Genomic DNA, 15,572 nt, shown 5'->3' with positions numbered 1-15,572 from the left:
CTGTGATACCAGGTATCGCGGCTCGGCTAGGCTCTGCGGTGATGATCGAGAACATTCTGCCCGCCGGTGTGGCCACGGCCGAGTTGCTGGCGTACCCGGAGAATCTGAAGCCGCATCCGGCGGAGGAGCATCTCATCGCCAAGTCGGTGGAGAAGCGTCGCCGGGATTTCATCGGCGCGCGTCACTGCGCCCGGCTGGCGCTGGCGCAGCTCGGTGAGCAGCCGGTCGCGATCGGCAAGGGAGAGCGCGGCGCTCCGGTGTGGCCGCGCGGGATCGTCGGCAGCTTGACTCACTGCGACGGTTACCAGGCTGCCGCGCTGGGCCACAAGTTGCGGTTCCGTTCCATCGGCATCGACGCCGAGCCGCATGCCACGCTGCCCGACGGCGTACTGGACTCGGTCAGCTTGCCCCAGGAGCGGGAGTGGCTGAAGACCACCGATTCCGGGCTGCACCTGGACCGGTTGCTGTTCTGCGCCAAAGAGGCCACGTTCAAAGCGTGGTTCCCGCTGACCGTGCGCTGGCTGGGGTTCGAAGAGGCGCACATCACGTTCGAGATCGAGGACAGCACCGCCGATTCCGGGCACGGCAGCTTCCACACCGAGTTGCTCGTGCCGGGACAGGCCACCGACGGCGGCGCGCCACTGGTCTCGTTCGACGGCCGTTGGCTGATCACCGACGGGTACATCCTCACCGCGATCGCGCACGTCTGATGGACGGACTCGGCGGACTGCTCGTCATCGACAAGGACGGTGGCTGGACCAGCCACGACGTCGTCGCGAAATGCCGGAAACTGCTGCGTACGAAGAAGATCGGCCATGCGGGCACGCTCGATCCGATGGCCACCGGTGTGCTGGTGCTCGGCGTGGAGCGCGCGACCAAACTACTCGGCTTGCTCACCCTGACGACCAAGGCGTACACCGCGACCATCCGGCTCGGTCAGGCGACCACCACCGACGACGCCGAGGGCGAAGTGCTGGCCACGACTTCTGCCCGTCACCTCACCGACGCCGACATCGCCGCCCGGACAGTCGAACTGACCGGGGACATAGACCAGGTCCCGGCCACTGTGAGCGCTATCAAGGTGGACGGTGAGCGCGCCTACGCCCGCCACCGCGCGGGTGAAGACGTGCGGTTGGCCGCCCGGCCGGTCACGGTGTCGCGCTTCGACGTGCTCGCCCGCCGCGACATCGGCGATTTCGTCGATCTCGACGCGGTGGTCGAGTGCTCCTCGGGCACCTACGTGCGGGCGCTGGCCAGAGACCTGGGCGCCGCGCTCGGCGTCGGCGGCCACTTGACCGCGTTGCGGCGCACCAGGGTCGGTCCGTTCACCCTCGAACACGCCCGCACCCTGGACGACTTGGCCGCCGCCGCGGAGTCGGGCGCGCCTCCGCTGAGCCTCGACATGGATCAAGCGGTGCGCACGGCCTTCCCGCACCGTGACATCGATGCCACCCAAGCCGACGACCTGCGCAACGGTCGCTGGCTCGAACCCGCCGGGATATCCGGCGTCTACGCCGCCATCGACCCGGAGGGCCGCGCGATCGCGCTGCTGCAAGAAAGCGGCAAGCGAGCCGCGTCGGTCATGGTCGTGCGCCCGGCCAACTTGTAGGGGTCGACCTGCAAGTTCGCGAGCAGCGATATTTTGCCGCGTTCAAGGTCTTCGACGTCAACGGTGACGGCCGCATCTGCGTCGATGAACTCGAATCGCTCATCCGCCACTGCGGTGCGGGCCGGATCGATGAACCGGCGGATGCTTTGCTGGCCGCCGCCGACCGGGACGGCGACGGCTATCGTTGCCGGAATTCCGCGCGGCGCTGGGCTTTTTGTCCCGGTAGCGCCCCGCGGTCAGGAGTCGATCTGGTGGCGGAGGCGATCGACGGCGTCGTCCATGTGCTCGACGAGCAGGGCGCGGACCCGAGCGGGTTCGGCCGTGGCGATCGCTTCGCGCAGGTCGACGTGCTCGCGGGCCTGTTCCCGCAGGTCGGGGTAGGTGGTCTGGAGGGCGCCCAGGCACATCCGCGTCTCGATCAGCAGGGTGCGGGCCGCGCGCACCAGGCGCGGGCTGGCCGCGCTCTCCACCAGTGCCTCGTGAAATGCCTGGTCGGCGTCCGAGACCCCCACCGCGTCACCGCGTTCGGCGGCCGCGACCATGTCCTCCACACTGGGCCCGAGCGCCTCGAAGGCGATCGGGCGGCGACCGTCCAGGATCAACTCCAGCGCGCCGCCCTCCAGCGCCGTCCTGGCGCGGTAGATGTCGACGACGTCGTCGAGGCTCAGTTCGATGACGAAGATGCCGCGGTGACGGATGCTGTGCAGCAGGCCCTCGGACACCAGGCGTTGCATCGCCTCGCGCACCGGCCCGCGCGAGACCGCGAACCGCGCGGCGAGATCGGCTTCGCCGAGCTGCGACCCGGGCGCGAGACTGCCGCGCATGATCGCCTCGCGGAGCCGGTCGGCGATCATCTCCGCGGTCGACTGCCGGTTCACCGGCTCGAAATCAACGACGGACATCGGTCTGCCTTTCCGCGAACAGGGTGCCGAGTCCGGGAACGACCGGCTCGGCGCCGGCCAGCCGCAGACCCGCCCAGACCGTCACCTGGTTGGCCGTCAGCACCGGTTTGCCCAGCGTAGCCTCCAGCTCCGGCAGCACCGCCAGGGTGTGCATCGCGGTGTCGGGGATGAGCAGCGCCTCCGCGTCGGGATGGTCGTTGTCCACCGCCAGCCGCAGCACTCGAGCCGGAGTGAGGGTGCCCACCTCGGCGGCGGTGTCGATTCCCGCACTGGACATCGAGACGACGTCGATGCCCGCGTCGGCGAGGAAATTCACGAACAGCCGAGCGATCTCGTGGGGATAGCTCGCGGCGACCGCGACGGTACGCAGTCCGAGCGCGTGCGCGGCGTCGGCGAACGCGATGCTGGTGCTGGTCGCAGGCACGCCTGCGACCTCCCCCAAAGCGCGCGCTTGGTCGCGTGCGCCGACGGGGCCGTAGACGAAACTGCCCGAGGTGCAGGCCCAGACGATCGCGTCGGGGCGGTGGGGGGCCAGCAGGGACGCGCCGAGTCGCAATTTCTCCGGACTGCCGAGCTCCAGCAGTTCGGGGACGGCGTGCAGATCGGTGCCGTAGATGTGAGCTACCGGAAGGTGCGCGCCGAGCGCCGCCGCCGCGAGCGGATAATCGTCCTCCGCCGCGTGATCGGGATAGATGAAGCCGACGGTTGGTGCGTGCATGCGATGTTCTTTCCTTCAGAAGACGTTGAGCAGCCACTTGCCGGGGCCCATCATCGGCAGCTTCATCCGGCCGAGACATGCCCACATGGTGAGCTGGTTGGCGGTGAGCACCGGCTTGCCGAGAGCCTTTTCCAGCGGTTCGATCACGTCGTAGGTCGGCAAGTTGGTACAGCTGACGAAGACGGCCTGGGCCTCGGGATCGTCGGCGCCGACGATGCGTTCGGCGATCGTGCGGTAGCTGACCTTCCATATGCCGCCGCCGAGCCCGAGGTGGTCGGAGCGCACCACCGAACACCCGGCTTCGCCGAGGAACTCGTGCAGCCGGTGGGTGAGGATCTCGTCATAAGGGGTGAGCACGGAGATGCGGCTGAGGTCCAGGTGGCGGATCGCTTCGAGCAACGCTCCCGAGGTGGTGACCGCGTCCTGCGCCCCCGCCTGGCAGATGGTCTCGCGCAACGACTTCTCGTAGGCGAGGCCTTTGATGAAGCTGCCCGACGTGCACAGATACGCCACCACCTCGGGCTCCACGTGCAGCACGTTGCGGGTGGCCGCGGTGAGGTGCGCGGCGTCGGACACCAGTTCGGCCATCTCCAGCGACACCGGGACCGGCTCGTAGGGGGTGCGGGCGAGGTGCAGGCTCACCTCCAAGGGCGCCCAGCGCCAGAGCTCTCGTTCGAGGGCGAGATCGAACGGTGCGATGATCCCGATACCCCGTTGGGCAACGGGCCCCTCGAGGTCGGGAAAGCTCAAATCCACTACGGCCCCTCTCGCGCTCAGCCGGGACGACCTCCGAACACGATCGGATTGTTGACAATCATACGATGCCATCTTAGTGTGTCAATGTGGAACAGGGCCCGATTGTCGCCGTCCTGCACAGTGACAGTGTGCCCGACGCCGAACGAATGGACCGGGTAGCCGATCGCGCCACCATTCGTTACACCGAGGCGGCCGGGTTGGCGGGCGCCCTGCGCGGAGCGGAGATCCTGTTCGTCTACGACTTTCGCACGCGAGCGCTGCCCGGCGCGTGGCACGCCGCCGACCGATTGCGGTGGGTGCACATGGGATCGACGGGCGTCGACCCGGCGATGTTCCCCGAGCTGCGCGCGAGTGACGTGGTGGTGACCAATACCCGGGGCGTCTTCGACGCCGCGATCGCCGAATACGTGCTCGGACAGATTCTCGGTTTCGCCAAGGACCTGTCCGGCTCGCTGCTGCTGCAGCAGCGGCACGAGTGGCGTCATCGGGAATCCGAGTGTGTCGCGGGGGCGACCGCGCTGATCGTCGGCACCGGCTCGATCGGACGCCATATCGCCCGGTTGCTGCGCGCGGTCGGGATGACGGTGCGCGCGGTGGGCAGACGGGAACGCGCGTCGGATCCCGATTTCGGCGATGTCACCACCGACCTGCACGCCGGACTGGCCTGCGCCGATTACGTCGTCGCGATCGCACCGCTCACCGAGCAGACCAGGAACATGTTCGACGCCGCCGCGTTCGCCGCGATGAAACCGCACGCCAGGTTTGTCAACGTCGGTCGTGGGGAACTCGTTGTGACCGACGACCTCGTCGCCGCGCTGCGCACCGGATCGATCGCCGCCGCGGCGCTCGATGTGGTGGACCCCGAGCCGCTCCCCGCCGATCACCCGCTGTGGGAACTGCCGAATGTCCGGATCACCCCGCACAACTCCGGTGACTTCATCGGATGGCGCACCGAGATCGTCAACGCGTTCACCGAGAACTTCGACAACTGGATCGCCGGACGTCCGCTGGACAACGTGGTCGACAAAAGGCTGGGGTACGTGCCCGGCTGAAGGAGCCCATCCATGAGCTACCCCGACAAGAACCAACCCACCGACCCGACCGCTATGACGGCGGTCGAGCTGGTCTCGGCCTACGCGGCGGGCAGTCTGTCGCCCGTCGAGGCGACCGAGGCGATCCTGCGCGCGATCGCCGACCGCGACGGCGCGCTCAACGCCTTCTGTCTCGTGGATCCCGATCGCGCTCTGGTGCAGGCGAAGGATTCCGAGGCGCGCTGGCAGTCCGGCCACGCCCGCGGCCTGCTCGACGGCGTGCCGGTCTCGATCAAGGACGTCTTCCTGACCGAAGGCTGGCCCACCCGCCGGGGGTCGACCTCGATCGACCCGGCCGGGCCGTGGCCGGTGGACAGCCCGGTAGCGGCGCGGCTGCGCGAGGACGGCATGGTGTTCCTCGGCAAGACCACCACCCCGGAGATCGCGTGGAAAGCGGTCACCGACAGTCCGCTGGCCGGCGTCACCCGGAATCCGGCCGACCCGTCCACCACCGCGGGCGGGTCCTCCGGCGGGAGCGCCGCCGCCGTCGCGGCGGGCATGGGCCCGGTCTCGGTGGGCACGGACGGCGGCGGCAGTGTGCGCATTCCGGCCGCCTTCTGCGGCATCGTCGGGTTCAAGCCCACCTACGGACGGATTCCGCTGTTCCCGGCCAGCCCGTTCGGTCCACTGGCGCACGCGGGGCCGATGACCCGCACCGTCGAGGACGCGGCGCTGCTGCTGGACATCCTGTCGCTCCCGGATCCGCGCGACCCGACCGCACTGGCCCCCACGCTCACTGTATTCCGCGCCGAAATGCAGCGCGACGTGCGCGGATTGCGCGTGGCGTACTCGCCGACGCTAGGCTACGCCGCCGTCGACTCCGAAGTCGCCGCCATCGTGGACGCCGCGGTGGCTCGGCTGGCCGAAGCCGAACTCCGGGTCGGCGCCGCGGATCCGGGATTCGAGGATCCCCGCGAAGCCTTCGAACTGCTCTGGGCGGCCGGTGCGGCCACCATGCTTTCCGGCTTCCCGGAAGGCACGCGCGACCGGGTCGATCCCGGGCTGCTGGCGGTATGGGAGCGCGGTGAAACCGTCACCGCGGTCGACTATCTCGCCGCGCGCGACGTGGCGGCTCGGATCGGCATCAAGATGGGAACTTTCCACACCGATTACGACGTCCTGATCACCCCGACGGTGCCGATCCCCGCGTTCGAAGCGGGACACGATGTGCCACCGGGCAGCGGCCTGCACAGCTGGCCGGAGTGGACCCCGTTCACCTACCCGTTCAACCTCACCCAGCAGCCCGCGATCAGCATCCCGGCGGGGGTCACTCGCGCCGGCCTACCGGTCGGGCTGCAGATCGTGGGTCCGCGCCACTCCGACGATCTGGTGCTCGCGGTGGCCCGCTACGCCGAGTTCGTGCTGGCTTCCTGAACGGCGGTGGCCCCGCGGATACCGCGGGGCCACCGTACGGGGCATTCAGGCACGGGCGAACGCGAGTGTCTCACCCTGCACGCCGTGCAACCACAGCGCGTTGCACGCCGCGGCCATCTCGGCGAGCCCCTCTTCGATCGTGGCGAAGACATTGCCCGGCACCCACCCGAGGTCGCCGTTGATCAGCAAATTGTTGCGGCCGTAGAACAGCGCGAGATCGGTGGCGCCGCGCTCGTGCTCGGCCGCGGAGCCGGGCTCGTAACCGTAAGCCGGATTGCCGATCTCCCACGGCTCGAAATCGAACAGGCAGACGTCGCCGGGGATCGGCGTGACGGTCGGATTCTCTCGATGCGGTGCCGCGCCGATTCGTGGGAGCAGGGTGTACACCTCGTTGCGTGCGTACTTGGCGTGGAAGGCGTCGCCTTCTTGCGGCAGCGCGTTCCATACCGCCGCGCAGGTGCGCGGCGCCTCCTCGTCCAGCAGACGGGCGCGGCAGGTCACCGCGGCTTTGGTGAGCGTGATGGTGATGTAGCGGGCCATACGGTTCTGCTTCCTGATCGGTGCCCGCCGGGCGGGCACGGGGGCGGCGACGGTCGCGGCGCTACAACTCGGCGAGCACCTCGGACCAGATCGCCAGAGCGTCCTCGACCTGAGTATCGGTCACGATCAGCGGCGGAATCATCCGCACCACGTTCATGTGCGCGCCGCAGGTCAGCAGCAGCAGTCCCTTGTGCACCGCGGCGCGCTGGGCGGCCGCGGCGGTGACCGGGTCGGGTTCGCCTGTGGCCGTGGTGAATTCGGCGCCCGCGAGCAGTCCGAGGCCGCGTACGTCACCGATCGCCTTGGTGGCGCTGTCGCGCAGGCCGCGCAACAGCTGTGCGCCCCGTGCGGCAGCGTTGTCCACCAGCCCTTCGGATTCGATGACGTCGAGCGTGGCGATCGCCGCCGCGCACGCCACCGCGTTGCCGCCGTAGGTGCCGCCCTGCGAGCCCGGCCACGCACGCGACATCAGCTCGCGCGAGGCCGCGATGCCCGAAAGCGGGAAACCGCTGGCCAGGCCCTTGGCGATGGTGATCACATCGGGCCGCACGTCGAAGTGCTGATGCCCGAAGAACTTCCCGGTGCGCCCGAAGCCGGTCTGGATCTCGTCGAACACCAGCAGGATGCCGTGCCGGTCCGCCCGTTCGCGCAGCCCGCGGAAGAACTCGGTGTTGCCCGGGATGTAACCCCCTTCGCCGAGCACCGGCTCCACGATGAACGCCGCGGTCTCGGCGGGCGAGGTGAGAGTGGCGAACAGGTAGTCGAGTTCGCGCAGCGCGAAGGTCGTGGCCTCCTGCTCGCTCCAGCCGTAGCGGTACGCGGTGGGGAACGGCGCGACGTGCACGCCCGACATGAGCGGGCTGAACCCGGCCGAGAAACGGGTCCCTGAGGTCGTCATGGTCGCGGCGGCCACGGTGCGGCCGTGGAAGCCGCCGTGGAAGACGACGACGTTCGGCCGTCCGGTGGCCTGGCGCGCCAGCCGCAGCGCGGCCTCGATCGCCTCGCTGCCGGAGTTGGCGAAGAACAGCGCGTCCAATCCGTCCGGAAGTACCGCGCCGAGCCGTTCGGTCAGCTCGAGCAGCGGCCGGTGCAGCACGGTCGTGTACTGGCCGTGAATCAGCGAGGCGACCTGCGCCTGCGCGGCCGCGACCACGTGCGGGTGGCAGTGGCCTGTGCTGGTCACCCCGATACCCGCGGTGAAGTCGAGGTATCGGCGGCCGTCGGTGCCGTAGAGATAACACCCCGCGCCATGGTCGACCGTTACCGGAGTGGCTTGTTTCAGGATGGGAGAGAGCTCGGTCATGGTGATTCGCCTCCCGCAGCGGTGCAACCACTTGCCGGACAAATGATTGTCTATTGTCGGATTGTCTACAATATGCATAACATGGCGGCACGGGTCGCAGCAATGGCCGAACGCTGCGCGGCGACGGAAGGAGCCACCGACGATGCTCACCGAAAGCGCGCTCAGCGCCGCCGAACGAGCCGCGATCGACACGGTGCCGCGAGGCCTGTTCATCCAGGGGCGGTGGCGTTCGACCGCCCGGACGCTGCCGGTGCTCGATCCGGCGACGGGTGAACCGCTGTGCGCGGTGGCCGACGCGGACCCGGCGGACGGCTTGGCGGCGCTCGACGCGGCATGCGCGGCGCAACCGGCCTGGGCGGCCACGCCGCCGCGCGAGCGCAGCGATCTGCTGATGCGTGTGCATCGCGCTTTGCTGGCCCAGACCGACCGGCTCGGGCTGATCGCCACGTTGGAGATGGGCAAGCCGCTGGCCGAGGCGCGCGGCGAGATCGCTTACGCCGCGGAGTTCTTCCGCTGGTTCGCCGAGGAAGCCGTGCGCCTGGACGGCGGGTACATGCCCGCGCCGACCGGCGGTTCGCGATTTCTGCTCGCCCGGCAGCCGGTCGGTCCGAGTTTGCTCATCACGCCGTGGAACTTTCCCATGGCCATGGGAGCGCGCAAGATCGCGCCTGCCTTGGCCGCGGGCTGCACCTGCGTGGTGAAACCCGCCGAGCAGACGCCGCTTTCGATGCTCGCGCTCGCCGAGGTGCTGGCGGAGGCCGGGCTGCCCGCCGGGGTGGTCAACGTGGTCACGACGGCCGATCCCGCCGCCGTGATGACGCCGCTGATCCTCGACAGCCGCTCGCGCAAGCTTTCGTTCACGGGTTCGACCGCGGTCGGCAAGCAGTTGCTCGCGCAGTGTGCGCAGACGGTGATGCGCACCTCCATGGAACTCGGCGGCAACGCGCCGCTGCTGGTGTTCGACGACGCCGACCTGGACGAGGCGGTCGAAGGCGCCTTGGCGGCGAAGATGCGCAACATCGGCCAGGCGTGCACCGCCGCCAACCGCATCCTCGTCCAGCGCGGTGTCGCCGAGGTCTTCGCACGCAGGCTCGCCGATCGGATGGCGGCCCTGCCGATGGGCCGGGGCACCGAGCCGGACGTCGTGGTCGGCCCGCTGATCGACGCCGAAGCCGTCGCCAAGGTGCAGCGGTTGGTGGACGACGCCCGCGCCCGCGGCGCCACGGTGCTCACCGGCGGCACCGAGCTCGACGGACCGGGCACCTTCTATCCCGCCACCGTCCTGGTCGACGTCCCCGACGACGCCGAAATGTGCCATACCGAGATCTTCGGGCCGGTCGCCGCGATCGGCGTCTTCGACACCGAGGACGAGGCGGTGGGCCGGGCCAACGACACCCCCTACGGACTGGTGAGCTACGTGTTCACCGAGAACCTCCGGCGCGGATTGCGGGTGTGTGAAGCACTGGAAACCGGCATGGTGGGACTCAACCAGGGCGTGGTGTCGAACCCGGCCGCGCCGTTCGGCGGCGTCAAGGAATCCGGGCTCGGGCGCGAGGGCGGATCGACCGGGATCGATGAATTCCTGGAGACCAAGTACATCGGAGTGCGACTGTGAAGGAGTGCCAGTGAGCGAGTACCGCATCGCCACCATCCCGGGTGACGGGATCGGCGTGGACGTCACCGCGGCGGCGGTGCGCGTGCTCGACGCCGTGCTGCCCGGCCTGGAATGGACCGAATTCGACTGGTCCTGCGAGAACTACCTGCGCACCGGGGCCATGATGCCGCACGACGGCGCGCAGCGGCTCGCGGACTTCGACGCCATCCTCCTCGGCGCCGTCGGCTTTCCCGGTGTGCCCGACCATGTCTCGCTGTGGGGGCTGCTGATCCCGCTGCGCCGCGCTTTCGGTCAGTACGTCAACCTGCGCCCGGTGCGCCTGCTGCCCGGCACCGAGTCGGCGCTGCGCGGCCGGACCGCCGACGACTTGGACATCCTCATCGTGCGGGAGAACTCCGAGGGCGAGTACTCCCGGATCGGCGGCATCCACAACGAAGGCCGCCCCGACGAATTCGTGCTCCAGGAGTCGGTGTTCACCCGTACCGGGTGCGAGCGGATCATCCGCTACGGGTTCGAGCGGGCCGCCGAACGATCCGGTCGGCTGTGCTCGGCGACCAAGTCGAACGGACTCATCCACTCGATGCCGTACTGGGACAGCGTCTTCGATCGCGTCGCGTCCGAGTACCCGGAGGTGACGACGCGGCAGATGCACGTCGACGCGCTGGCCGCTGAACTCGTGCTGAACCCGGACCGGCTCGACGTGATCGTGGGCTCGAATCTGTTCGGCGACATCCTCTCCGACCTCGCCGCCGCCGTGACGGGAGGACTCGGTCTCGCGCCATCGGGCAACATCAATCCCGAGCGCACCGGCCCTTCGATGTTCGAAGCGGTGCACGGCAGTGCCCCCGACATCGCCGGGCAGGGCATCGCGAACCCGGTCGCGCAGATCCTCGCGGGTGCCATGCTGCTCGATCAGCTCGGCGAGTCCGCCGCGGCCGTCGCGGTGGATCGAGCGGTCTGCGACGTGCTCGCCACCGGAGAGATCCGCACCCCGGACCTCGGCGGCACCGCAACCACCGCCGAACTCGGTGACGCCATTGCCACCCGTGCGGCCGAACTGACCCGCCGCGCCGCGCCGGCCGAACTCGGCTGACCGGGTCGCGGAGGCGGTCGGGGAGCGTTCCGCCCGAGCAGGCGCAGCTGCGACAGTCGGTGTGCAGCTCTACCCGGACGTAACGGGGCAATCAGGTGATCACGCGCGGCGGTGGGAGCCGACACCGCCGTGGGAGGCGGTGACAGCGCAGACCGGGTCAGGCGGTGAGCCAGATGGCCTCGGCGGCGGGGCGCCCGAGGTCGGTCGGCGACTCGGTGGCGCCGATCCGGATGGCGATGGTGCCCGCGAAGTCGCGGCGTTCGACGACCGTGATGACGGTGTCCAGCGCGATGCCGACGGAGTCGAAGTAACGCAGCATGTCGGGATCGGCGTCGGAGATGCGCGCGACCCGGCCGGATTCGCCCGCCTGGAAATCGCTGAGCTGGCGCGCGGGCGGAGTGGGGACCGCGCCGTCCACCGACGGGATCGGATCTCCGTGCGGATCGCGGTCGGGGTAGCCGAGTTTGGCGTCGATCCGGGCCATCAGCAGCTCGGAGACCGCGTGCTCGAGCACCTCGGCCTCGTCGTGCACCTCGTCCCAGCCGTAACCGAGCTCGTTCACCAGGAACGTCTCGATGAGCCGGTGCCTACGCACCATCGCTACGGCGGCGCGACGCCCCGCGAGGGTGAGGGCGATCGCGCCGTAGCGGGCGTGTTCGACCAGTCCCTGATCGGCGAGTTTGCGGACCGCTTCGGACACGGTGGAGGCCGACACCCCGATCCGCTCGGCGAGCAACTTGGTGGTCACTTTCTCCTGCGACCACTCCTGCGCGGTCCAGATGACCTTCAGGTAGTCCTGGGCGACCGACGAGAGCACAGGCGCGATCGTCGCGGTACCGCCCTGCGCATCGCCCGGCGCCGGGGCGTCGGCCAACTCGCGTCGAGTGGCGATATCTCGTTTACCTGGCACACCCCGAGCTTAGGCACTGGCGTGCCGATGCACACATCGTCGGCCCCGTCGTCGCCCGATCGCGAACGGAACGCGATTCTCCGTTCACTCCCGGTCGGGCGCGACGACGGCCGCTCGAGCGTGTCGTCCGCGGCGGGTGGGTCACACGGTTCCCGGAACCTCCAGCGCACTGTGGAACGCGGCCACGCCGTCGAATCGCGCACCGGCCAGCCGTGCCGTGGCCGGCGCGCCGATCGGCGCACCGGACAGTTCGTAGAACGTCGCCGTGGCGAGTCCGGAGAACCGGTCCCCGGTCACCTCGAGTTCGAAGGCGACGATTCCCTTGCGCACTACGGAGGGGTCGGCTCGATCCACGGTGAACTCCAGGAACGCGCCAGTGACCCGGGAGCCGTCGGCTCGCCAACTACCCATGCCGTTGCTGTCGCTGGTGGCGCGATTGCCGTGATCGGGGTTCGACTGCAGCATCGTGCCACCCGGGTGGAACTGCATCACGTGGTAACCGAACGGAGCGCCCTCGGCGACCACCTCCCACGTGCCCAGCACCGGATGCCGATCGTTCATGCTGTGCCTGTCGAGGCCGGGGCTCCGCAGACGGCTCCCAGCAGCGCGATGCCACGGTCGATGTCGTCGCGGGGCACGTTCGCGAAGCTCAGCCGCATCGTGTTGCGGTGGCCGGTGACGTCGTCGGCGTAGAAGGCGCTTCCGGGCAGGAACGCGACCCCCCGTCGCAGCGCTTCCGGCAGCGCCGCGTCGGCATCGAAACCCGCCGGTCCCTCGACCCACAGGAACATCCCGCCTTCGGGTGCGGTCCACCGGAACCCGGCCGGGAGGTGCCCCCCGACCGCAGCGGTCAAGGCGTCCAACTTGGCCGAGTAGGCCTCGACGACGTGGGCGAGGTGCGCCGCACCGGCCGAACTGCCGAGGAATTCGGCGGCAATCGCCTGGCAGTACGTCGACGTCTGCATATCGATGCCCTGCTTCAACGCGAGCACTGTTTTCAGCAGATCCTCGGGCATGACGGTGATTCCGACACGAATCGCCGGAGCGAGAGTTTTCGACAGTGACGTGATGTAGACCGAGTTGTCCGGTGCGAAAGACCACAGCGCGGGCGGTGCGACGCCGCGATAGCGCAGGTCTGTATAGACGTCGTCCTCGACAATCAGCGTGCCGTGGCGGACGGCGATCTCCGCTATTCGTTCACGCCGCCCGGCGGGCATCGTCCGCCCGGTCGGATTCTGGAACGTGGGCAGCAGGTAGACGAATGCCGCGTCGTATCGGGCCAAAGCCTCCTCGAGCGCTTCCGGCACGATGCCGGATTCGTCGGACGGCACCGCGACGACGGTCGCTGCGTGGCTACGGAATTCTTTGACGGCCGGGCCATAGGTCGGTGTTTCGACGAGCACCACGTCATGCGGGTCGAGCACCGCCAAACACAGGTTGTGCAGAGCGCCGGATCCGCCGGTCGAGATATGCAAGCGCTCGGGCGTGCATCGAATATCGCGGTTGCGCAGCAGGTTTCGCGCTTCGACCAGCAGCGGGGCGAATCCTTGGGTCATGCCGTACTGCAGGACGGCGCTGCCGTATCTTTCGATGACGCTCTGCGAGAGCGTCGCGACGAGCTCGCCCGGGAGCAGGGCGGGGTCGGGTGCTCCGACGGCGAACGAGACGACCTCGGGGCGTCGTGCCAGCGTCGCGAAGATGTCATCGATGGGTCCGCTGCTCACCTCGGCCGCGCGGCGGCTGCGCTGCAGGCGTGTCACGTCAGGAACCGACCGGGCCGCGCCGCAAGCGGGCAACGACTTCGGGGACCCGGGCGTCGTATTCCGGCGTCAGTACCACGTCGTCGTTGAACAGGGGATCGGTCCGCATTTCCACCGCGACCAGGTCCTCGGTCTCGTCGAGGTTCACCGCCACGTGCACGACTCCGTCCGGGATGTAGATGAACTCGCCCGGACCGTGGAAATACGGGATCAGCTCCGGGCCGATCAGGGTGACCGCCCGCCCGCGCAGGCAGACGACGACGATCTCGCTGTGCGCGTGATAATGCGCTTTGGACATGGCACCGGGGGTCATGTTGACCATGCCCGCCGAGATGCCGGTAGCGCCACAGGTTTCGGTGGTGACGCAGGGGATGAGGCGTTGTCGTTGCCGCCCCATTGTTTCGGCCGCATCGGACGGGTTGATCACACGCACGTGCTTGACTGCACTTTTCATGGCTACTCCGGGGGCACTACTGTCGCCGACGAATTGGACGCTAGACCATTCCCCCTGATGGCGAGACGAGCTTGTGAGCCCGCAGAAAACCGGGGATGAATGGGCTCTTTCGCGAATACGTTCGATTCGTTTCCGGCGGGCGAAGTTTTCCCGGAGATGTCGGTGAACCCGACGTCATGGCACGGTGGCACGCAAGCTCACGGCAGTCCGGGCCATCTCCCAGCTATGCCGGGGTGGGCGCCACCGCCACCAGCGGCGTGCGGCTGGGGCTCGATCCCGCTCCGCCTCTCCGGTCGGCTCGAGCAGGCAGCCGGCATCCGCGTCGTATCCGTACCGGTGACGTAGGACCTACCGGCACTCGCATGGCTGGGGGCGGCTCGAACCAGGTCGTCGGCTCACGGCGCCGCAACCGTTGTGTGAGATCAGCACGCCCGAATACTGTTCGCTACCTGCTTTGCGTAGGCTGCGCACTGTGCAGAGATGGCGAAGTCTCGACGAAGTGCCCGCGGACTGGGGGCGCTGTGTTCTCACGATCGGTGTGTTCGACGGTGTGCACCGCGGCCACGCGCAGCTGATCAGCAGAGCCGTGAAATCCGCCGCCGCGCGCGGCGTGCCCGCGGTGCTGATGACCTTCGACCCGCACCCGATGGAAGTGGTCCGCCCCGGCTCGCACCCCGCGCAGCTGACCACACTGACCCGTCGTGCCGAACTGGCCGAGGAACTGGGCGTGGACGTCTTCTGCGTCATGCCCTTCACCCACGAATTCATGAAGCTGGCACCCGCCCGTTATGTGCACGATCTGCTGGTGGAGCGGTTGCACGTGGTCGAGGTGGTCGTCGGCGACAACTTCACCTTCGGCAAGAAGGCCGCGGGCACGGTGGAGACCATGCGCGAACTCGGCAAGCGCTTCGGCTTCGAGGTCGACGGTGTGACGCTGCTCGGCGAACACGCCGTGACCTTCTCCTCGACCTACATCCGCGCGTGCGTGGACGCGGGGGACATGGCGGCCGCTGCCGAGGCGCTGGGCCGCCCGCACCGGGTCGAGGGCGTCGTCGTGCACGGTGACGGCCGCGGCAAGCAACTCGGTTTCCCGACCGCGAACGTCGCGCCGCCCATGCACGCCGCGATTCCGGCGGACGGCGTGTACGCCGGGTGGTTCACCGTGCTCGGCCCCGGCCCGACCATAGGCACGGTCACCCCGGGCGAGCGGGCCATGGCCGCCGTCTCGGTGGGCACCAACCCGACCTTCTCCGGACGCGCCCGCACCGTCGAGGCGTACGTGCTCGACGGCGAAGCCGATCTCTACGGTCAGCACGTCGCGGTCGACTTCGTCGAGCACCTCCGCGGCCAACGCAAGTTCGAGTCGGTGGACGAGCTCGTCGAGTGCATGGGCCGCGACGTGGAGACCACGCGAAAGATCCTCACCGCCGTCGACGCCCGGTGATCG

Annotated in this window: 16 protein-coding genes and 1 pseudogene; 8 read left to right on the top strand and 9 right to left on the bottom strand. The window is 68.9% G+C overall.

Going from position 1 to position 15,572, the window contains the following annotated elements:
- Positions 1-41: 41 nt before the first annotated feature.
- The 3 genes and pseudogenes from npt to GVY39_RS35160 all read left to right on the top strand — a co-directional run.
- Positions 42-710 (top strand): 4'-phosphopantetheinyl transferase Npt, encoded by a 669-nt coding sequence (gene npt / locus GVY39_RS01910; protein WP_159919760.1) that lies wholly within the window; start codon positions 42-44, stop codon positions 708-710.
- The gene (gene truB, locus GVY39_RS01905; RefSeq protein WP_159919758.1) at positions 710-1,609 is read left to right on the top strand and encodes a tRNA pseudouridine(55) synthase TruB; all 900 of its coding nucleotides are present in this window, start codon (positions 710-712) and stop codon (positions 1,607-1,609) included. The genes npt and truB overlap by 1 nt, the downstream gene beginning before the upstream one ends.
- Positions 1,501-1,731, top strand: a pseudogene (locus GVY39_RS35160) (EF-hand domain-containing protein); the annotation flags it as partial. The gene truB and the pseudogene GVY39_RS35160, both read left to right, overlap by 109 nt.
- A 114-nt stretch (positions 1,732-1,845) precedes the next feature.
- On the opposite strand, the gene GVY39_RS01895 reads toward GVY39_RS35160, so the two are convergent.
- Genes GVY39_RS01895 through GVY39_RS01885 form a run of 3 tightly spaced genes read right to left on the bottom strand, consistent with a single transcriptional unit; the run spans position 1,846 to position 3,985 of the window.
- Positions 1,846-2,511: a GntR family transcriptional regulator gene (locus tag GVY39_RS01895; RefSeq protein WP_159919756.1), complete on the bottom strand. Its 666-nt coding sequence runs from the start codon at positions 2,509-2,511 to the stop codon at positions 1,846-1,848.
- Entirely contained in the window at positions 2,498-3,229 is a 732-nt protein-coding gene (locus GVY39_RS01890; RefSeq protein ID WP_159919754.1) for an aspartate/glutamate racemase family protein, read from the bottom strand. The genes GVY39_RS01895 and GVY39_RS01890 overlap by 14 nt, the downstream gene beginning before the upstream one ends.
- A gap of 15 nt (positions 3,230-3,244) precedes the next feature.
- Positions 3,245-3,985, bottom strand: a complete 741-nt coding sequence (locus GVY39_RS01885; RefSeq protein WP_159919752.1) for an Asp/Glu/hydantoin racemase — start codon at positions 3,983-3,985, stop codon at positions 3,245-3,247.
- 86 nt (positions 3,986-4,071) lie between these two features.
- On the opposite strand from GVY39_RS01885, the gene GVY39_RS01880 reads away from it, so the two are divergent.
- Both GVY39_RS01880 and GVY39_RS01875 read left to right on the top strand, forming a co-directional pair.
- Positions 4,072-5,037, top strand: coding sequence for a D-2-hydroxyacid dehydrogenase (locus GVY39_RS01880; protein ID WP_159919750.1), 966 nt, complete (start codon positions 4,072-4,074; stop codon positions 5,035-5,037).
- A 12-nt stretch (positions 5,038-5,049) separates the two neighbouring features.
- Complete coding sequence (locus GVY39_RS01875; protein ID WP_159919748.1) at positions 5,050-6,450, top strand: amidase; 1,401 nt, start codon at positions 5,050-5,052, stop codon at positions 6,448-6,450.
- Positions 6,451-6,495: 45 nt separating this feature from the next.
- Here GVY39_RS01875 and GVY39_RS01870 read toward each other — a convergent pair whose 3' ends face one another.
- Together GVY39_RS01870 and GVY39_RS01865 are read right to left on the bottom strand one after the other, a co-directional pair.
- On the bottom strand, positions 6,496-6,990 hold the full coding sequence (locus GVY39_RS01870) for a DUF3830 family protein (RefSeq protein ID WP_159919746.1): 495 nt from the start codon (positions 6,988-6,990) through the stop codon (positions 6,496-6,498).
- Between the two features lie 61 nt (positions 6,991-7,051).
- Positions 7,052-8,293 (bottom strand): aspartate aminotransferase family protein, encoded by a 1,242-nt coding sequence (locus GVY39_RS01865; protein ID WP_159919744.1) that lies wholly within the window; start codon positions 8,291-8,293, stop codon positions 7,052-7,054.
- Between the two features lie 142 nt (positions 8,294-8,435).
- Between GVY39_RS01865 and GVY39_RS01860 the strand changes: the two genes are divergently transcribed.
- Together GVY39_RS01860 and GVY39_RS01855 are read left to right on the top strand one after the other, a co-directional pair.
- Positions 8,436-9,908 carry an NAD-dependent succinate-semialdehyde dehydrogenase gene (locus GVY39_RS01860; RefSeq protein ID WP_159919742.1) on the top strand — a complete coding sequence of 491 codons (1,473 nt, stop codon included), beginning with the start codon at positions 8,436-8,438 and terminating at the stop codon, positions 9,906-9,908.
- Positions 9,909-9,918: 10 nt separating this feature from the next.
- A complete protein-coding gene (locus GVY39_RS01855; RefSeq protein WP_369412106.1) occupies positions 9,919-11,001 on the top strand; it encodes a tartrate dehydrogenase in 1,083 nt (360 codons plus the stop codon).
- Positions 11,002-11,158: 157 nt separating this feature from the next.
- Here the strand turns inward: GVY39_RS01855 and GVY39_RS01850 are convergent, their stop codons facing one another.
- The 4 genes from GVY39_RS01850 to GVY39_RS01835 all read right to left on the bottom strand — a co-directional run bounded on the left by GVY39_RS01850 (position 11,159) and on the right by GVY39_RS01835 (position 14,125).
- Positions 11,159-11,827 carry a metal-dependent transcriptional regulator gene (locus GVY39_RS01850; RefSeq protein ID WP_195070573.1) on the bottom strand — a complete coding sequence of 223 codons (669 nt, stop codon included), beginning with the start codon at positions 11,825-11,827 and terminating at the stop codon, positions 11,159-11,161.
- Between the two features lie 225 nt (positions 11,828-12,052).
- Positions 12,053-12,472, bottom strand: coding sequence for a hypothetical protein (locus tag GVY39_RS01845; RefSeq protein ID WP_195139047.1), 420 nt, complete (start codon positions 12,470-12,472; stop codon positions 12,053-12,055).
- A complete protein-coding gene (locus GVY39_RS01840; RefSeq protein ID WP_236565243.1) occupies positions 12,469-13,671 on the bottom strand; it encodes a PLP-dependent aminotransferase family protein in 1,203 nt (400 codons plus the stop codon). Before GVY39_RS01840 ends, GVY39_RS01845 begins: the two co-directional genes overlap by 4 nt.
- Position 13,672: 1 nt before the next feature.
- A complete protein-coding gene (locus tag GVY39_RS01835) occupies positions 13,673-14,125 on the bottom strand; it encodes a cupin domain-containing protein (RefSeq protein WP_159919738.1) in 453 nt (150 codons plus the stop codon).
- Positions 14,126-14,597: 472 nt separating this feature from the next.
- Here GVY39_RS01835 and GVY39_RS01830 point away from each other — a divergent pair, with 472 nt between their 5' ends.
- Positions 14,598-15,569, top strand: a complete 972-nt coding sequence (locus GVY39_RS01830; protein WP_159919736.1) for a bifunctional riboflavin kinase/FAD synthetase — start codon at positions 14,598-14,600, stop codon at positions 15,567-15,569.
- Positions 15,570-15,572: the final 3 nt, after the last annotated feature.

The sequence above is a fragment of the Nocardia sp. CY15 genome, from assembly GCF_009829295.1.
Lineage (GTDB): Bacteria > Actinomycetota > Actinomycetes > Mycobacteriales > Mycobacteriaceae > Nocardia > Nocardia sputi.
Note: the sequence above shows the minus strand (reverse complement) of the source record. Positions and strands in the feature narration are given on the sequence as shown.